Annotated in this window: 11 protein-coding genes; 6 read left to right on the forward strand and 5 right to left on the reverse strand. The window is 66.1% G+C overall.

Translation table 11 applies throughout. The features are described from left to right. Positions 1 to 819: 819 nt before the first annotated feature. Together QQL87_RS04550 and styA are read right to left on the reverse strand one after the other, a co-directional pair. Entirely contained in the window at positions 820 to 1347 is a 528-nt protein-coding gene (locus tag QQL87_RS04550) for a flavin reductase family protein (RefSeq protein ID WP_284423370.1), read from the reverse strand. 19 nt (positions 1348 to 1366) lie between these two features. Then, the gene (gene styA / locus QQL87_RS04555; RefSeq protein WP_284423369.1) at positions 1367 to 2617 is read right to left on the reverse strand and encodes a styrene monooxygenase subunit StyA; all 1251 of its coding nucleotides are present in this window, start codon (positions 2615 to 2617) and stop codon (positions 1367 to 1369) included. Between the two features lie 95 nt (positions 2618 to 2712). On the opposite strand from styA, the gene QQL87_RS04560 reads away from it, so the two are divergent. The 3 genes from QQL87_RS04560 to QQL87_RS04570 all read left to right on the forward strand — a co-directional run bounded on the left by QQL87_RS04560 (position 2713) and on the right by QQL87_RS04570 (position 5711). Next, positions 2713 to 3612 carry a LysR family transcriptional regulator gene (locus QQL87_RS04560; RefSeq protein WP_284423368.1) on the forward strand — a complete coding sequence of 300 codons (900 nt, stop codon included), beginning with the start codon at positions 2713 to 2715 and terminating at the stop codon, positions 3610 to 3612. A gap of 266 nt (positions 3613 to 3878) precedes the next feature. After that, positions 3879 to 4556 carry a hypothetical protein gene (locus tag QQL87_RS04565; RefSeq protein ID WP_284423367.1) on the forward strand — a complete coding sequence of 226 codons (678 nt, stop codon included), beginning with the start codon at positions 3879 to 3881 and terminating at the stop codon, positions 4554 to 4556. 414 nt (positions 4557 to 4970) lie between these two features. Then, positions 4971 to 5711 carry a metallophosphoesterase family protein gene (locus QQL87_RS04570; protein ID WP_284423366.1) on the forward strand — a complete coding sequence of 247 codons (741 nt, stop codon included), beginning with the start codon at positions 4971 to 4973 and terminating at the stop codon, positions 5709 to 5711. A gap of 3 nt (positions 5712 to 5714) precedes the next feature. Here QQL87_RS04570 and QQL87_RS04575 read toward each other — a convergent pair whose 3' ends face one another. After that, the gene (locus QQL87_RS04575) at positions 5715 to 6311 is read right to left on the reverse strand and encodes a TetR/AcrR family transcriptional regulator (RefSeq protein WP_284423365.1); all 597 of its coding nucleotides are present in this window, start codon (positions 6309 to 6311) and stop codon (positions 5715 to 5717) included. Between the two features lie 113 nt (positions 6312 to 6424). On the opposite strand from QQL87_RS04575, the gene QQL87_RS04580 reads away from it, so the two are divergent. After that, positions 6425 to 7240, forward strand: coding sequence for an amidohydrolase family protein (locus QQL87_RS04580; RefSeq protein WP_284423364.1), 816 nt, complete (start codon positions 6425 to 6427; stop codon positions 7238 to 7240). A gap of 69 nt (positions 7241 to 7309) precedes the next feature. Here the strand turns inward: QQL87_RS04580 and QQL87_RS04585 are convergent, their stop codons facing one another. Then, positions 7310 to 9796: a penicillin-binding protein 1A gene (locus QQL87_RS04585; RefSeq protein ID WP_284423363.1), complete on the reverse strand. Its 2487-nt coding sequence runs from the start codon at positions 9794 to 9796 to the stop codon at positions 7310 to 7312. Between the two features lie 956 nt (positions 9797 to 10752). On the opposite strand from QQL87_RS04585, the gene QQL87_RS04590 reads away from it, so the two are divergent. Next, complete coding sequence (locus QQL87_RS04590; protein ID WP_284423362.1) at positions 10753 to 13068, forward strand: ATP-binding protein; 2316 nt, start codon at positions 10753 to 10755, stop codon at positions 13066 to 13068. 12 nt (positions 13069 to 13080) lie between these two features. On the opposite strand, the gene erpA is transcribed toward QQL87_RS04590, so the two are convergent. After that, entirely contained in the window at positions 13081 to 13452 is a 372-nt protein-coding gene (gene erpA / locus QQL87_RS04595) for an iron-sulfur cluster insertion protein ErpA (protein WP_502871131.1), read from the reverse strand. A 109-nt stretch (positions 13453 to 13561) separates the two neighbouring features. Between erpA and QQL87_RS04600 the strand changes: the two genes are divergently transcribed. Continuing rightward, positions 13562 to 14728, forward strand: coding sequence for a deoxyguanosinetriphosphate triphosphohydrolase (locus tag QQL87_RS04600; RefSeq protein ID WP_284423361.1), 1167 nt, complete (start codon positions 13562 to 13564; stop codon positions 14726 to 14728). Positions 14729 to 14734 lie beyond the last annotated feature (6 nt).

Raw genomic sequence — 14734 nt, forward strand, 5'->3', positions numbered from 1 at the left:
GTTCCATGCATGCGTTCACCGCGCCCTGTCAGCAAGGCGCGTGCCACGCGTGTAGTTCGTTGTTTGCAAACTCGATTATCGGAAATCGACGGCGTTGCGCTCGTGTTGGGGTTGTGACAGCCCCTGCGCACTTGCCAACAAGCATCGCGTCGCGGCCGGTTTGATCTCGATCAAGCAGCTTGACCTGGATCAACGTCCGCCGGCGCGGGGGGGGCGGCGGCGCAGCGCGTCCGCGCGGACGATGCCGGATGCGCAGGGATGAGACCGTTCCGGACGTCCGGCGTTTCACTTGTGGAGCACCCGCTGCAACCGCTGCTGCAGCGTTTGACGGCGACATCGGCACGGCTGTACTATCGCAGCTCGATCGTCACGTGGCCGCGCTCCGGTCATTCTGGAGCCGCCACAACGGGGGGCATCGACCCCGGACCGATCGGCGGTTGAGCCTCACGACTGTGCCGGACCCGCAGTCTTCAATGTGACGATGTTTGGCTCACTAAGTCGTCCCGGCGAACCGCACCAGATTTTTTTTGGCGTGTAGCAACCGTCGCACCCGCTGGCGCGGAAGATGAGCGCGATGCCAATGATTGAGCCCTCTCCCCCTGCGGGAGAGGGCAAGTAGGACAGCGCGGCGGGCTCGGTTGGGTGAGGGGTATCTCTCCACGAGTGTCGTTCGTAGAGAGATACCCCTCACCCAACCGCGTTCGCGGATAGGCCGGAGCTGCCCTCTCCCGCAAGGGGAGAGGGCGCTGTATCGCACAAGACGCTGGCGGCGCGAGGGGAGCGGAGGGCGTGTCGGGCCGAGCCCTCCATGTTGCTCGATCATATCGTCCAGCCCTCTACCGGATAAGCCAGCGCGTCACGCGGCTGGATCTCAGCCCCCAGACCATTTCGAAACCGGCTGGCGTAGAACGCCAGCGGCAGGCCGTCGCGATGGCGGCACCAGCGGACTTCGCCGATGAACAGCGTGTGGTCGGCGATCTCCACCGCGCTGACGACCTCGCAGCCGAACTGCGCGATCGCCTGCGGCAGCAGGAAGAAGCCGTCGTGCTCGTCCAGGGACGGTGCGCCTTGCGCCAGCGGCGTACCGGCAAAATGTCGGCAGATCGCAACATCGTCGGCCGCGAGCACGTTGACCGCATAGCGGCCGGAGTCGGTCACCGCCTGCCAGGTCCGGCCGCGCTTGAGCGAGACCAGCACCGTCGGCGGCTGCATCGACACAGTCGTGAAGCTGTTGGCGGTCATGCCGACGGCTGCGCCATCGGCCGACCTGCTGGTCACCACGGTGACGCCGGTGGAGAACCGCGACGCTGCCGCGCGAAAACCGGCCGGGTCCGGATGATGGCTCATGAGCTGCTCCGTCGCGATCTCACGCCGCAAGCCTGGTCCGCTCGTCGATCCAGGCGTGAATGCGCCGGTCGCTCGCCAGCCGGTCCCATTGCCGCTCCGGATAGTTGAAATTGTCGGTGAACTCGTCGCAGAGCGCCCGGTTCTGCGCCATCGTGACAATCAGCCGGCCCATCGCCTCCGACGGCGGCTGCAGCATCAGATTGGTCCAGCGCGCCGCGGCGAGCACGCGGTTCTCGCGCGCGCGATCGACCGTCTCGACGAAGCGGTCGTCGAACGCCACGGCGTCGGTGATCGCCTTGCCGAGCTCGAACGCGGCATAGGAGGCCATGTTGGCGCCCTGGCCCATCATCGGATCGACCACCGAGTGCACGTCGCCGAGCGCGATGGCGATCCTGCCATCGTCGAAGCTCACCGATGAGCGCCGCACCGTCGGCACCACGGCGCCCTGCAGCAGGTCGAGCGGCTGCACCAGGTCGAAGCGGGTCGTGTCGATGCAGTCGTAGGTGTGCGGGTGATGCTTTTCGAGCTTGTCGAGCAGCGTCTGCCGGAAGGCCCGGGGATCGGAATCGTAGTTGAGCGACACCAGCTCGGCCATGTCGCCGCCGGGAATGTTCTCCATCAGCAGCGCCGTCTTCATGCCGCCGAAGGTCAGGGTCGGGATCACGATCATCTCGCCATGCCCCGGCGAGACTGACAGCGTGACGCCGCGCGGATCGGAGCCCTCTGGGCTGCCGTGATCGACGCCGTCATAGAGCCCGACGCAGAGCAGGCGCTGCGGCTGGTTGTAGGGCGACAGCTCCGGCCGGTGATTGAACATGCGCCCGAGCGCGCCCTTGCCGGTCGACACCACCAGCAGGTCGAAGCGCGCGACCAGCGCCGGGATGTCGTCGTCCTGGATGCTGGCATATTCGATCGCGCCACCGCGATCCTCAAAGTCCTTCATCAGCGCCGGCAGATAGATCCGGTAGTCGACGGCGCGGCTCGGCTGCTTGAAGGCGCCGCGGAACAGCAGGGGGCTGCCCGGAAAATTGAAGAAATGATCATGGTGATGATAGACGACATCCGGATCGTCCCAATGGTTCACGCCGAGCTCGGTCTCGCGCGCCACCGTGATGCCGTGATGCGCCACCGTGTTCATCAGCCGCGTAGCAGCATACTGCTCGGGCGCACGGTCGGTCAGGACGGTGGCCTGGATGCCGTGCTGCTGCAGATAGAGCGCCAGATGCAGCCCGCCGATGCCGGCGCCGACGATGCCAATCGACTTCTCCATGGGTCTCCCTCCCGTTGTTTTTTTGCAGGCTAGACCAGTCCTCCAGATCACGTATACGGAATGACGAGAATAAAACTCATTCCGGGGAGGAATGGATGGACCGGATCGACGCGCTGCAGACCTTCATCCGGGTCATGGAGGCCGGCAGCTTCACCCAGGCCGCCGCCGACCTCGGCCTCGGACAGCCGGCGATCACCAAGCGCATCGCGCTGCTGGAGGAGCAGTTCGGCTGCCGGCTGTTCGTGCGCACCACGCGCAAGCTGCGTCCGACCGCGGAGGCCGATCGGGTCCTCAAGCTCGCCAAGGACATCGTCACGCTGTTCGAGAGCGCGGGCGTGCCGTCGCCGCGCCGTATCGGCGCGCCCTCGGGCACCTTGCGCATGACGGTGCCGACCTCGTTCGGCCGGCATTTCTTCAGCGCCATCTTCGCCGAATACGGCCGCCGCTATCCCGAGGTGCGCCTCGACATCCGCTTTACCGAGCAGTTCGTCGATCTCGTCGAGACCGGCACCGAGCTCGCCATCCGCATCGGCGTGCTCAGCTCGAGCTCGCTGGTGGCGCGGCGCGTCGGCACCGTGAAGCGGCTGCTGGTCGCGGCACCTGCGCTGCTGACGCGACATCATCAGCCGCGGCTGCCCAACGATCTGCGCCAGCTGCCTTGCGTGACCTATTCGCGGCTGTCGCCGAAGAACGAATGGAGCTTCGAGTCCGAAACCGGCCGCCACGTCGTCGGCATCACGCCGTCGCTCACTTGCGACGACGCCGACATCATGACCCTGGCCGCGCTCGAAGGCCTCGGCGCCGCCGTGCTGCCCGACTGGTGCGCCGTGCAACACATCGCATCCGGCAGACTGATCCATCTGCTGCCCGACTACGACGTCCCATCGCTGCCGCTGCACGTCGTCTATCCCGACCCGCAATGGATGTCGCACCGGGCGCGCCTGTTCCGCGACCTGATCATCGAGCGCGCCGATGTGTTCGCGATCGGCGCATGATCAGTAGGGTGGGCAAAGGCGCGCAGCGACGCGACAGCGTCGCGAGCACTGTGCCCACCGCGACCGGGCGTGACAGAAGACGGTGGGCACGCGATCGCCAGCGGCGCTCGCTTTGCCCACCCTACGGACTCACGACGGCGACGTTCGATCAAACTCTCGTTAACGTTGCGCGCGAACATCATCGGTACGCCGATTGACGCGCCGGCCCGTTGCCCGACAATCTCCGCGCGATTGCGAAACGATGATATCGCAGGGGCAGGGGATCGATGGACACAACTGCAAAGGCAGGCATTCCTCTGTGGTTCAAGCTGGCCTATAGCGCGTTCTGCGCGGTGCTGGTGCCGACCTATCTGATGGCCTACGGCCCGACCAATTTCCTGTATTTCTGCGATGTCGCGCTGCTGACCACGCTGGCCGCGGTCTGGTTGGAGAGCCCGCTGCTGGCATCGGCGCCGGCCGTGGGCATTTTGCTGCCGCAGGCGCTGTGGGTGGTCGACTTTCTCGGCACCGCCGCGGGCGTGCCGCTGACCGGCATGACCGCCTACATGTTCGATGCCGAGCTGCCGCTGTTCACGCGCGGCCTGTCATTCTTTCACTTCTGGCTGCCGTTCGTGCTGGCCTGGCTGGTGTGGCGGCTCGGCTATGATCGTCGTGCCTTCGCGCTGTGGACGGTCGCCGCCTGGGCACTGCTGTCGGTGTGCTACTTCCTGATGCCCGCGCCGCCGGCCGCCGGCAATCTTCCCGTCAATATCAACTACGTCTATGGACTGAGCGATGCGGCGGCGCAGAGTTTCATGCCGGGCCCGGCGTGGTTCGCGCTGCTGCTGATCGGCTTGCCGCTCGTGATCTTCTATCCGACGCATCGGCTTCTGCTGCGCTATGCGGGGACGGCCCGGAGCCTCTCCCGGTCTTCATCTTCGCTGGTTCTTAGGGTGCGATCGTAGCAACCATTAAATTCATAATATGCGGTGCTCATGAATGTGCCCTCTCCCCTTGCGGGAGAGGGCAAGAAGGACCGAGCGGCAAATTCGGTCGGGTGAGGGGTATGTCTCCGCGCGCGTCGTCTGCGGAGAGATACCCCTCACCCAACCGCATGCGTGGATGGGCCGGCGATGCCCTCTCCCGCAAGGGGAGAGGGCGCTGTATCGCGCAACGTAGCGCTCTCACGACAGACGGTGGGCACGCGATCGCCTGCGGCGCTCGCTTTGCCCACCCTACATTCTTGCCGTCATTGCGAGCGAAGCAGTCCAGAGTCCCCGGGGGTGCCCTGGACTGCTTCGCTTCGCTCGCAATGACGAAGATGATAGAGCTTTCTCCGAGCTGATTCAGATATGAATGAAGGGCGTAGGAGAGGTCCAATGCGGCTTGCGGTGATTTCCGACGTGCATGGCAACCTTCCGGCGCTGGAGGCCGTGCTGGCTGACATCGAGACCCGCAGTGTGGACGCCACGATCAATCTCGGCGACTGCGTCAGCAGCCCGCTGTGGCCGGTCGAAACATTCGACCTGCTGCAGTCGCTGGCGCTGCCGACCGTGCGTGGCAATCACGACCGCTGGATCGAGGAATGGCCGGAGGAGAAGCTGTCGCCGGCCGGCCGCTTCGCCCGCGCGGCGCTGACTGCCGAGCAGCGACGGCAATTGCATGCCTTGCCCGCGCGAGTCGCGCTGGAGCAGGGCATCCTCGCCGTGCACGGCACGCCCGATGACGACAGCAGCCTCCTGCTCGAAGAGATGCTCGACGACGGGCGTTATGTGCCGGCGCGCCGCGAGGTGCTGGCCTCGCGTCTTGTCAATCTCGGCGGCGCCACGCTGGTGCTGTGCGGCCACAGCCATCGCCAGGCGGTGGTGCAGGTGCCGCGCGGACCGCTGGTCGTCAATCCCGGCAGCGTCGGCTGTCCGGTGTTCGGCGACATTCCGATCGCGGCCCAGCTCGAATATCGCTCGCCGCACGCGCGCTACGCGGTGCTGACGGAGCGGCGGGGACATTGGCAGGCCGAGCTGTTCGCGCTGACCTATGACTGGGATCGCGCCGCGGCGCGCGCCGCCGAGAACGGTTTTCCGCATTGGGCCAGCGCCTACGCGTCCGGCGCCGTGCTCTGACCCTCAATCGCTCCTCGCCGCGCCGGTCACCACGGCGCGAACGGCGCAGGCGATCAGGTCCGGCAGATGGACGTCGGGCTTGCCCCGGCTGCGACCAGCCAGCCACGCCCTGCAGAACATCTGGGCCGGCCCGATGATCTGGCTGATCAGGACCTCGGGGGAGTGTGCGGCGAGCGCGCCGCGCGCTAGGTTCGGCTCGTACCAGCGGGCCAGGCCGGCGCGGAACCGCTCGTTGCTGGATGTTTGATCGTCGCGGATCGCCGCCGTGTGGGCGCTCGGTGCGTGAACGAACATGAAGCGGGCCTGCGCGCGGTGGTCGAGGACCCAGCGCATATGCGCCGTCACCAGCGCCGCGACGCCGTCGCGCGCTGTGGGATGTCCCGCAACCGCGCCGACCAGCGCGTCATGATAGGCGTCGAGCGCCGACAGGAACACGGCGCCGGCAACCGCGTCCTTCGACGGAAAGGCATGGAAGAAGCTGCCATTGGAGACGCCGGCGCGATCGCAGATGGCCGCGACGGTGGCCGCCTCGTATCCGCTCTGGTCGAACTCCGCCAGCGCCGCATCGATGATGCGCGCCCGGCTGGTCTTTCGCGTCATCCGCGTCCGTCTCCTCTGTGGTCAGCGCGCGCCTGCGGTTTGACAACATAGCCCGCCCGCCCGTAGAGTAAAACTCTAGAGTAAAGCTCTAATTTGCCTTGGGAGACGTGCCGATGTCGCGGATCATCGATGCCTGGATGCAGCATCCAACCCCTCGCCACGCGGCCGATCCGATGTTTGCCTCGCTCCGGCGCTGGACGGCCGGGACGCCGCGCCCGGAGGTCATCACGGAGGACATGACGCTCGCCGCGATGGACGAGGGCGGGGTGGCCGTGAGCCTCGCATCGGCGTGGTGCGCGCCGCATGGCTGGATGATCTCCAACGACGAGGTCGCAGCGGTGGCCACGAGCTATCCCGGCCGCTTCGTGGGCGTCGCCAGCGCCGATCTCGCCCGTCCGATGGACGCGGTGCGCGAGCTCAGACGCGCGGTCCGCGAGCTCGGCTTCAAGGGCCTGCGGGTGCTGCCGTGGCTATGGGGCGTGCCGCCGACCGACCGGCGGTTCTATCCGCTGTTCGCCGAATGCATCGAGCTGGGCGTGCCGTTCTGCACGCAGGTCGGCCACACCGGGCCGTTGCGGCCGTCGGAAACCGGGCGGCCAATTCCCTATATCGACGAGGTGGCGCTGGACTTCCCCGAACTGGTCATCGTCGCCGGGCACATCGGCTATCCCTGGACGCAGGAGATGATCGCGGTCGCGACCAAGCACGAGAACGTCTACATCGACACGTCCGCCTACACGGTGAAGCGCTATCCGCCGGAGATCGTGCAGTACATCAGGACAAACGGGCGGCGGAAGGTCCTGTTCGGCACGAACTATCCGATGATCACGCCGGCCAAGGCGCTCGAAGGGCTCGACGCGCTCGGGCTCGATGCCGAGGCGCGCGAGCTGTTTCTCGGCGGCAATGCCGCGCGCGTCTTCAAGCTCTGATCGGCTGCCGCTGGTAGGTCAGGGAAGGTCGAGCCGCCGAACCAGGTCACGCCCTCCGCGCGCCGCTTGTCAGTAAAGTCCGCCAGTGCCCTGCATCACGGCGCCGGAGTCCGGTGCACTGCTGGGAAGACCCGGAAACCGGTTCGGATCCGACTCGCCCAGCGCCGAATAGCCGTCCGGCGGCGCTGTGCCGGGCTTGAACGGCTCAAGGATCACGCCGGCCGTCTGTCCGGCGGCGGCGCGCATGCCGGTCTTGGCGTCGACGCGGACGAGCTTGATGCCGGCCGGCATCTTGAACGGCGTCGCCGGCTTGTCGGCGAGCGCGAGCTTCAGGAAGTCGCGCGCGACCGGCGCCGCGATGCGCGCCGCCTGCGCCGTCCGTCCGAGACTGCGCGGCTTGTCGTAGCCGATGTAGAGGCCGACGACGAGATCCGGCGAGAACCCGACGAACCACACATCCTTGGCCTCGTTGGTGGTGCCGGTCTTGCCGGCGATCGGCTTGCCGACATCCTTGAGCGCGACCGCGGTGCCGCCCTGCACGACGCCTTCCATCAGCTCGGTGATCTGGTAGGCGGTCAGGCTGTCCAGCACCTGCTCGCGGTGATCCACCAGTTGCGGCTCGGGCTGGTTGTGCCAGCCTTCAGGCGCCTCGCACCCGCGACATTCGCGGCTGTCATGGCGGAAAATGGTGTGGCCGTAGCGATCCTGGATGCGATCGATCAGGGTCGGCTTCACGCGACGGCCGCCGTTGGCGATCATCGCATAGGCCGTCACCATTCGCATCACCGTGGTCTCGCCGGTGCCGAGCGAGTAGGACAGATAGTTCGGTACGTCGTCGTAGATCCCGAAGCGCTTCGCATATTCCGAGATCAGGGGCATGCCGACATCCTGCGCCAGCCGGACCGTGACCGTGTTCAGCGACAGTCGCAGCGCATTGCGCAGCGTCGTCGGCCCGAGATATTTGCCGCTGGTGAAATCCTCGGGACGCCAGACCTCGCTGCCCTGTCCCTGCTCGATCTCGAGCGGTGCGTCGACGATCATGCTCGACGGCGTATAGCCGTTGTCGAGCGCAGCCGAATAGACGATCGGCTTGAAGGTCGAGCCGGGCTGGCGGTAGGCCTGCGAGGCGCGGTTGAACTGGCTCTGGTCATAGGAGAAGCCGCCGACCATCGCGACCACCCGGCCGGTGTTGGGCTCCATCGCGACCATCGCGCCGGACACTTCGGGCAATTGCTCCAGCCGGTATTGGCCGTCGACCGCCTTGCCCTCCTTGAAGAGCGGATCGACATAGATCACGTCGCCGGGCTGCAACACCTGCGACACCGCGGTGGGGGTCTTGCCGCGCGCCGGGCCGGCGACGGCTCTGGCCCATCTGACACCATCGAGAGAAATCAGCCCGGTCTGACGCTCCTTGCTGACCGCGCCGAATTCGCGGGCCGGCTGGAAGCCGATGCGCGCCGCCTGGTCCGAGGTCTCCAGCACGACGGCCATGCGCCACGGTGAGATGTCGGTCAGCGATTTCACCTCGGCGAGTTTGGGCCCCCAGTCTCCGGACATGTCGAGCTTGCTGACCGGCCCGCGATAGCCTTGCTCCTGGTCGTAACGGACCAGCCCGGCGGCCAGCGTCTTGCGCGCCATCACCTGGATCTTTGGGGCGAGCGTCGTGTGCACGGACAGGCCGCCTTCGTACAGCTTCTTCTCGCCATAGCGCTCGAACAGGTCGCGCCGGGTCTCCTCGGCGAAGAACTCGCCGGCGAACGTGTGGGCGTTGGCGGCGTGACTGTTGAGCGTGATCGGCTCGCGGCGCGCCTTGTCGGCGTCGGTCCTGGTGATCAAGCCGTTTTCGAACAGACGGTCGACGACGTAGTTGCGGCGCTCGATCGCGCGGTCGCGATTCCGGATCGGGTGCAGGCTGCCCGGCATCTTGGGGAGCGCTGCCAAATAGGACGCCTCCGAGATGGTGAGCTCGTCGACGGACTTGTCGAAATAGGACAGCGCCGCCGCGGCGATGCCGTAGGAGCCGGAGCCGAGATAGATCTCGTTCAGATAGAGCTCGAGGATGCGGTCCTTGGAATAGGTGCGCTCGATGCGCAAGGCGAGCAGGGCCTCCTTGATCTTGCGTTTGAACGACACCTCGTTGGTCAGCAGGAAGTTCTTGGCGACCTGCTGGGTGATCGTCGATGCGCCCTGCGGCCGGCGATCCGAGCCGAGATGCTGCACATAGGTCACGGCCGCGCGCGCCATGCCGGAAAAATCCAGTCCGCCATGCTGGTAGAAGTTCTTGTCCTCGGCGGACAGGAACGCGTTGATCACCAGCTTCGGCACGGCCTGGATCGGCAGATAGAGCCGGCGCTCCCTCGCATATTCACCCAGCAGCGAACCATCCGCGGCGTGCACCCGGGTCATGACGGCGGGCTCGTAGTCCTGAAGCTGGGAATAATCGGGCAGGTCGTTCGAGAACTGCCAGATCAGTCCGGCCGCGCCGGCACCGGCAATCAGGAAAAGGACGGTACCAACGGCAAAAAAGAACCCCAAGAACCGCAGCAGACCACGCATGGTCGTGTACCCCTTCGACACGGCATCTCAAATATGCGGCGTTCCCAACAATCTCGGCGCCCAACCATCGTAGCGTCCGCACCCAGCTGAAATGTCGGGTCGGAATCCACGAGAGAAGTCGCGGGGCTTCGTAGCATAGGGAACCGCGCCCGGGTGTTCAAATACCATGTCATCAACGGCCAAACTGAGGCTCAAATCGAGCTGGATATCCGTTGTTGCGCGGCGGTCCATGGTGACCCCCCGGGCTGCTCCGGCAAACAGAATTATCGTGCGATCTCAAAGCCCAATGTCCTGTCCAGTCCCGTCACGAAAAATATTTGTCTTTCGTTTTTCCGGAATTCGTGTTTTCCTGTCTCCGTCCCGCCCCGGCACGAGGGGCGTATCGCGATCGTCACGGAACGCGGGGTGGGATGCGGTGGGCGTTTGGGGTCGCAGCATGGCTTGGCCGTGCGGACGAACGGCTCGAGGCGCACGTCGAAAACGTATGGTCCTGGCATCTCGACGCTGATGCTACGCCGGTGGTGACGATGATCCGCCGGTCACGGGGGCAAGACAGCCCGATCCCCGGGGAGAGTACGCATAAGACGTAAAGCCATCGCGCAGGGAATGCCGGTTGACCGGCTGGACCTGTGGTGACTGCCGCCTGCTTTTTTGCTGCAGGCGGGCCATGGGTTGCGGCCAGCACCCGGCATTCCCTGCGCCCTCGACTGAACGGGGGGTCACGTCGACGATCATGACTCGGGCCAATCATGCCGCGAGAACGACGATCTGCATGTGACGATCAGCATTCCCAGACTGTCGGTTGCGCGCCGATTGCAGGGTGCCGGATGTCTGGCCCACGAGGCGGGTTTGCGCCGCGAAGTCCGGGTTCCGTAATTCTACGGGCGAGACAATTAACGCGGCTGAAGCAGCCGATCAGGCATGGCAGGGGATCACAAGGAAGGTTCTGCGCCCTCATGAATTGGCCTGGCGATCCCTCGAGCTCGAAGCGAACGGCCGGCGGCAGTCCGCTGGGGGCCTTCTTCCTTTGGATCGGCGGCTTCGGCGCCATCGAAGGTCTCGACGACGAAGCTCTGACGGAGCGCGACCGCCGCCGCATCCGGGCACGGCAGATCGATGCCGTCGCGCGCCTCGTCCCGGTGACCATCGGCATCAACTTCGCGAACGCGGCCATCATTCTCGGCGTGTTCTGGAACACCGTTTCCAATCTCTTTCTGGCCACGTGGGGCACGGCGATCGCCGTGGCCGGCGGCCTGGCGCTGCGCGGCTGGTGGCGCGCGCGGCAATCGCGTCCGCAGGAGGCGTCCGAACGCGCCACGCGTCGAATGACGCTGCAGGCGTTTTTTCTGGCCTGCATCTGGGGATCGCTGCCGCTGATCGTGATGCCGCAGGTCGATCCGCATCTGCAGATCATCGTCGGCTCGCTGATGACCGGAATGATCTCCGGCGGCGCGTTCGCGATGTCGAGCGTGCCGCGGGCAGGCCTCGCCTATACTTGGACCTTGATGCTCTGCTCGGTCGGCTCGCTGTTTCTCTGCGGCGCTCCGACCTATCTGGTCCTCGTCGTCTTTCTGCTGCTGTACACGTCGTTCATGGTGCGCCACCTCGTGTCGCACGGCAACGTGTTCCTGGAGAACCTGAAGGCGCAGATCCGTCACGAGCGGCAGAACGAGACGATCTCGCTGCTGCTGAAGGAGTTTCAGGAGAACGCCTCGAGCTGGCTGTGGCAGACCGACGCCGAGGGCCGCCTGATCGACGCGCCGCAGCGCTTTGCCGACGTGGCCCAGTTGCCGCTCGACCAGCTCAAGGGCGAGCGGCTGATCGACACGCTGAAATATCTCTGCCCGACGGATACGGCGACGCTCAAATCATTGGCCGACCGCATGGCGCAGCGGCTGTCGATTCCGGAGAGCCTGATCCATGTGGTGGTTGCCGGAGGCGAGCGCCGGCGCTGGGCGCTGACCGCGCGGCCGGCGCGCGACTATGACGGCAAGTTCGCCGGCTATCGCGGCTTCGGGCGCGACGTCACCGAGCGCTGGCGCGCCGAGCAGGCGGAAGCCGAGAGCCGGGCGAAGTCCGACTTCCTGGCGATGATGAGCCACGAGATCCGCACCCCGATGAACGGCGTGCTCGGTCTTGCCTCGACCCTGCTGGAGACCAAGCTCGACGACGACCAGCGTCACGCCGTGATGACGATCCGCGAGTCCGGCGACAATCTGCAGCGCATCCTCAACGACATCCTCGATCTGTCGAAGCTCAACGCCGGCAAGCTGGAGTTCGAGACGGTCGACTTCTCGCCGGCGGCGCTGGTCGAGGCCGTCACCGCCATCATCGGCGTCAACGCGAAATCGAAGAGCCTGCTGGTCAATGCGGACATCGACACGAAGCTGCCGCCGTCGCTCAAGGGCGACGTCGCACGCATCCGCCAGGTGCTGATCAACCTCGCCTCCAACGCGGTGAAGTTCACCGAGCAGGGCGGCGTCACTATCGCAGTCGCCTGCCGGACGCGCGATGATCACAAGGCGACGATCGAGTGGCGCGTCTCCGACACCGGCATCGGCATTCCCACCGACCGCGTCGGCAAGCTGTTCACCGATTTCGCCCAGGCCGATGCCTCGATCAACCGCCGCTTCGGCGGCACCGGGCTGGGGCTCGCGATCTCCCGGCGCATCATCGAACAGATGGGCGGGACGATCGCGGTATCCTCGGTGCAGGGCGAAGGCTCGACCTTCCGTTTCAGCCTGACGCTGCCGTGGAGCGACAAGCAGGTCTCGGATCAGCGCGGCGACCGGGTCGGCGCCGGCGATCTCAAGGCGCGGATCGCGGCGCTCGGCCGTCCGCTGCGCGTGCTGATCGCCGAGGACGATGCCACCAACCGCATGGTGGTATCGAAGATGCTGCAGGAGTTCGCGGTCGACAAATGCATCGTGCCGGACGGCCTGCAGGCGGTGAAGGCTGCCTCCGAGCAGGAGTTCGATCTGGTGCTGATGGACGTCCGCATGCCCGAGATGGACGGCATCACGGCGACGCGGACGATCCGGGCCAAAGGCGGCCGGCTCGCCGAGCTGCCGATCATCGCGCTGACCGCCAACGCCTTCCCCGACGACATCAAGCAATGCCGCGAGGCTGGCATGACCGACTTCCTGGCCAAGCCGCTGCGCAAGCCGGCGATGGTGGCGGCGATGCTGAAGGCGATCGGGATGTCGGCGCCGAGCGTCGAGGCGCCGGAGCTTGCGCCTTCGGACAGCCCGGTCGTGACGGCGGAGGCCTGAGGCGCGGGGAGGCTAGACCGAGAAGCTGGTGCCGCAGCCGCACGAGGCGGTGGCATTGGGATTGTTGATCCGGAACGAGGCGCCCATCAGGTCGTCGACGAAGTCGACTTCGGAGCCGGCCAGGAACGGCACCGACGCCGGATCGACCAGCACCACGGCGCGGTCGCGCGCGATGACGAGATCGTCGTCGGTCTTGGCGCGGTCGATGTCGAACTTGTACTGGAAGCCGGAGCAGCCGCCGCCTTCCACCGAGATGCGCAGCATCGCGCCTGCGGTCTCCTTGCCGAGGATCTCTCCGATGCGGCGGGCGGCGCGCTCGCTGATGGTGACGGGGGTGGTCAGGGCATCGGTCGTCATGGCATCAGTCGTCATGGCATCAGTCATGGCAAGTGGTCTCCGGAAGCGCGTCATGCCCTATTCATTTGGTGCCGGGCACTCCCCATAGTTAAGTGGGCGCAGTCGAGGAATCAAACCGCAAAAGGAACAATCGCCCGTGTCGGTCGGAATGGCTGCCCCCCGTGCTCCCTATTCCTGCGATCCCGATCGCAGCCGGGGCCGCCTGTTCGCCGAGCCGCCGTCCCGCACCCGCAGCCCGTTTCGCCGGGATTGCGACCGGGTCATCCATTCCACCGCCTTCCGGCGGCTGAAGCACAAGACCCAGGTGTTCGTCTTCCACGAGGGCGACCATTACCGCACCCGTTTGACCCATTCCCTGGAGGTCGCCCAGATCGCCCGCGCCCTGGCCCGCCAGCTCGGCCTCGACGAGGATCTGACGGAGACGCTGGCGCTGGCACATGATCTCGGCCATCCGCCGTTCGGCCATGCCGGGGAGCGGGCGCTGAACCGCTGCATGGCCGACCATGGCGGCTTCGACCACAATGCCCAGACCTTGCGCATCGTCACTGCCTTCGAGCAGCGCTATCCCGATTTCGACGGCCTCAATTTGAGCTGGGAATCGCTCGAAGGCATCGTCAAGCACAACGGGCCGTTGCAGGGTGCCATCCCGCCGGGAATTGCCGAGTTCAACAGCCGGTTCGACCTGGAGCTGTGGAGCTACGCCTCGCTTGAGGCCCAGGTCGCCGCGCTCGCCGACGATATCGCCTATGACGCCCATGACATCGATGACGGCCTGCGCGCCGGCCTGTTCGCGGTCAACGACCTCAGGGAGATCCCGCTGCTCGCGGCCATGATCGCCGAGATCGACCGTCACTATCCTGCGCTCGACGACATCAGGCGCGGCGCCGAGCTGGTGCGCGAGCTGATCTCCTATCTGATCGCAGCCGTCGCCGCCGAGGCCCAGCGCCGAATCGACCGCGCCCAGCCGGTCTCGCCGCATGATGTGCGCCGCCACGCCGGTCCGCTGGTGGCGTTTCCGGCTGACGTCGCCGCGCATGAGGCCACCATCAAGGCGTTTCTCTGGCAGCGGATGTACCGGCATGAGCGGGTGATGCGGGTGATGCGCGACGCCGAGCGCATCGTGGCGGACCTGTTCGGGCGCTATCAGGAGGACGGCGCGACCTTGCCGGCCGGCTGGCTGGACGGTTGTGACGGCGAGGGCGACCGCGCCCGCCGCATCGGCCATTTCATTGCCGGAATGACGGACCGTTTCGCCTTAACTGAGCACCATCGTCTTTTTGACTCGACCCCGGATTTGCGTTAGGCGGCG

The sequence above is a fragment of the Bradyrhizobium sp. SSBR45G genome, from assembly GCF_030159255.1.
GTDB lineage: Bacteria > Pseudomonadota > Alphaproteobacteria > Rhizobiales > Xanthobacteraceae > Bradyrhizobium.

Excerpts from the sequence above, each read along its gene's own strand:
- QQL87_RS04550 (WP_284423370.1), bottom strand. The coding sequence starts at position 1,347 with ATGAGCCATCATCCGGACCCGGCCGGTTTTCGCGCGGCAGCGTCGCGG.
- styA (WP_284423369.1), bottom strand. The coding sequence starts at position 2,617 with ATGGAGAAGTCGATTGGCATCGTCGGCGCCGGCATCGGCGGGCTGCAT.
- QQL87_RS04560 (WP_284423368.1), top strand. The coding sequence starts at position 2,713 with ATGGACCGGATCGACGCGCTGCAGACCTTCATCCGGGTCATGGAGGCC.
- QQL87_RS04565 (WP_284423367.1), top strand. The coding sequence starts at position 3,879 with ATGGACACAACTGCAAAGGCAGGCATTCCTCTGTGGTTCAAGCTGGCC.
- QQL87_RS04570 (WP_284423366.1), top strand. The coding sequence starts at position 4,971 with ATGCGGCTTGCGGTGATTTCCGACGTGCATGGCAACCTTCCGGCGCTG.
- QQL87_RS04575 (WP_284423365.1), bottom strand. The coding sequence starts at position 6,311 with ATGACGCGAAAGACCAGCCGGGCGCGCATCATCGATGCGGCGCTGGCG.
- QQL87_RS04580 (WP_284423364.1), top strand. The coding sequence starts at position 6,425 with ATGTCGCGGATCATCGATGCCTGGATGCAGCATCCAACCCCTCGCCAC.
- QQL87_RS04585 (WP_284423363.1), bottom strand. The coding sequence starts at position 9,796 with ATGCGTGGTCTGCTGCGGTTCTTGGGGTTCTTTTTTGCCGTTGGTACC.
- QQL87_RS04590 (WP_284423362.1), top strand. The coding sequence starts at position 10,753 with ATGAATTGGCCTGGCGATCCCTCGAGCTCGAAGCGAACGGCCGGCGGC.
- erpA (WP_502871131.1), bottom strand. The coding sequence starts at position 13,452 with ATGACTGATGCCATGACGACTGATGCCATGACGACCGATGCCCTGACC.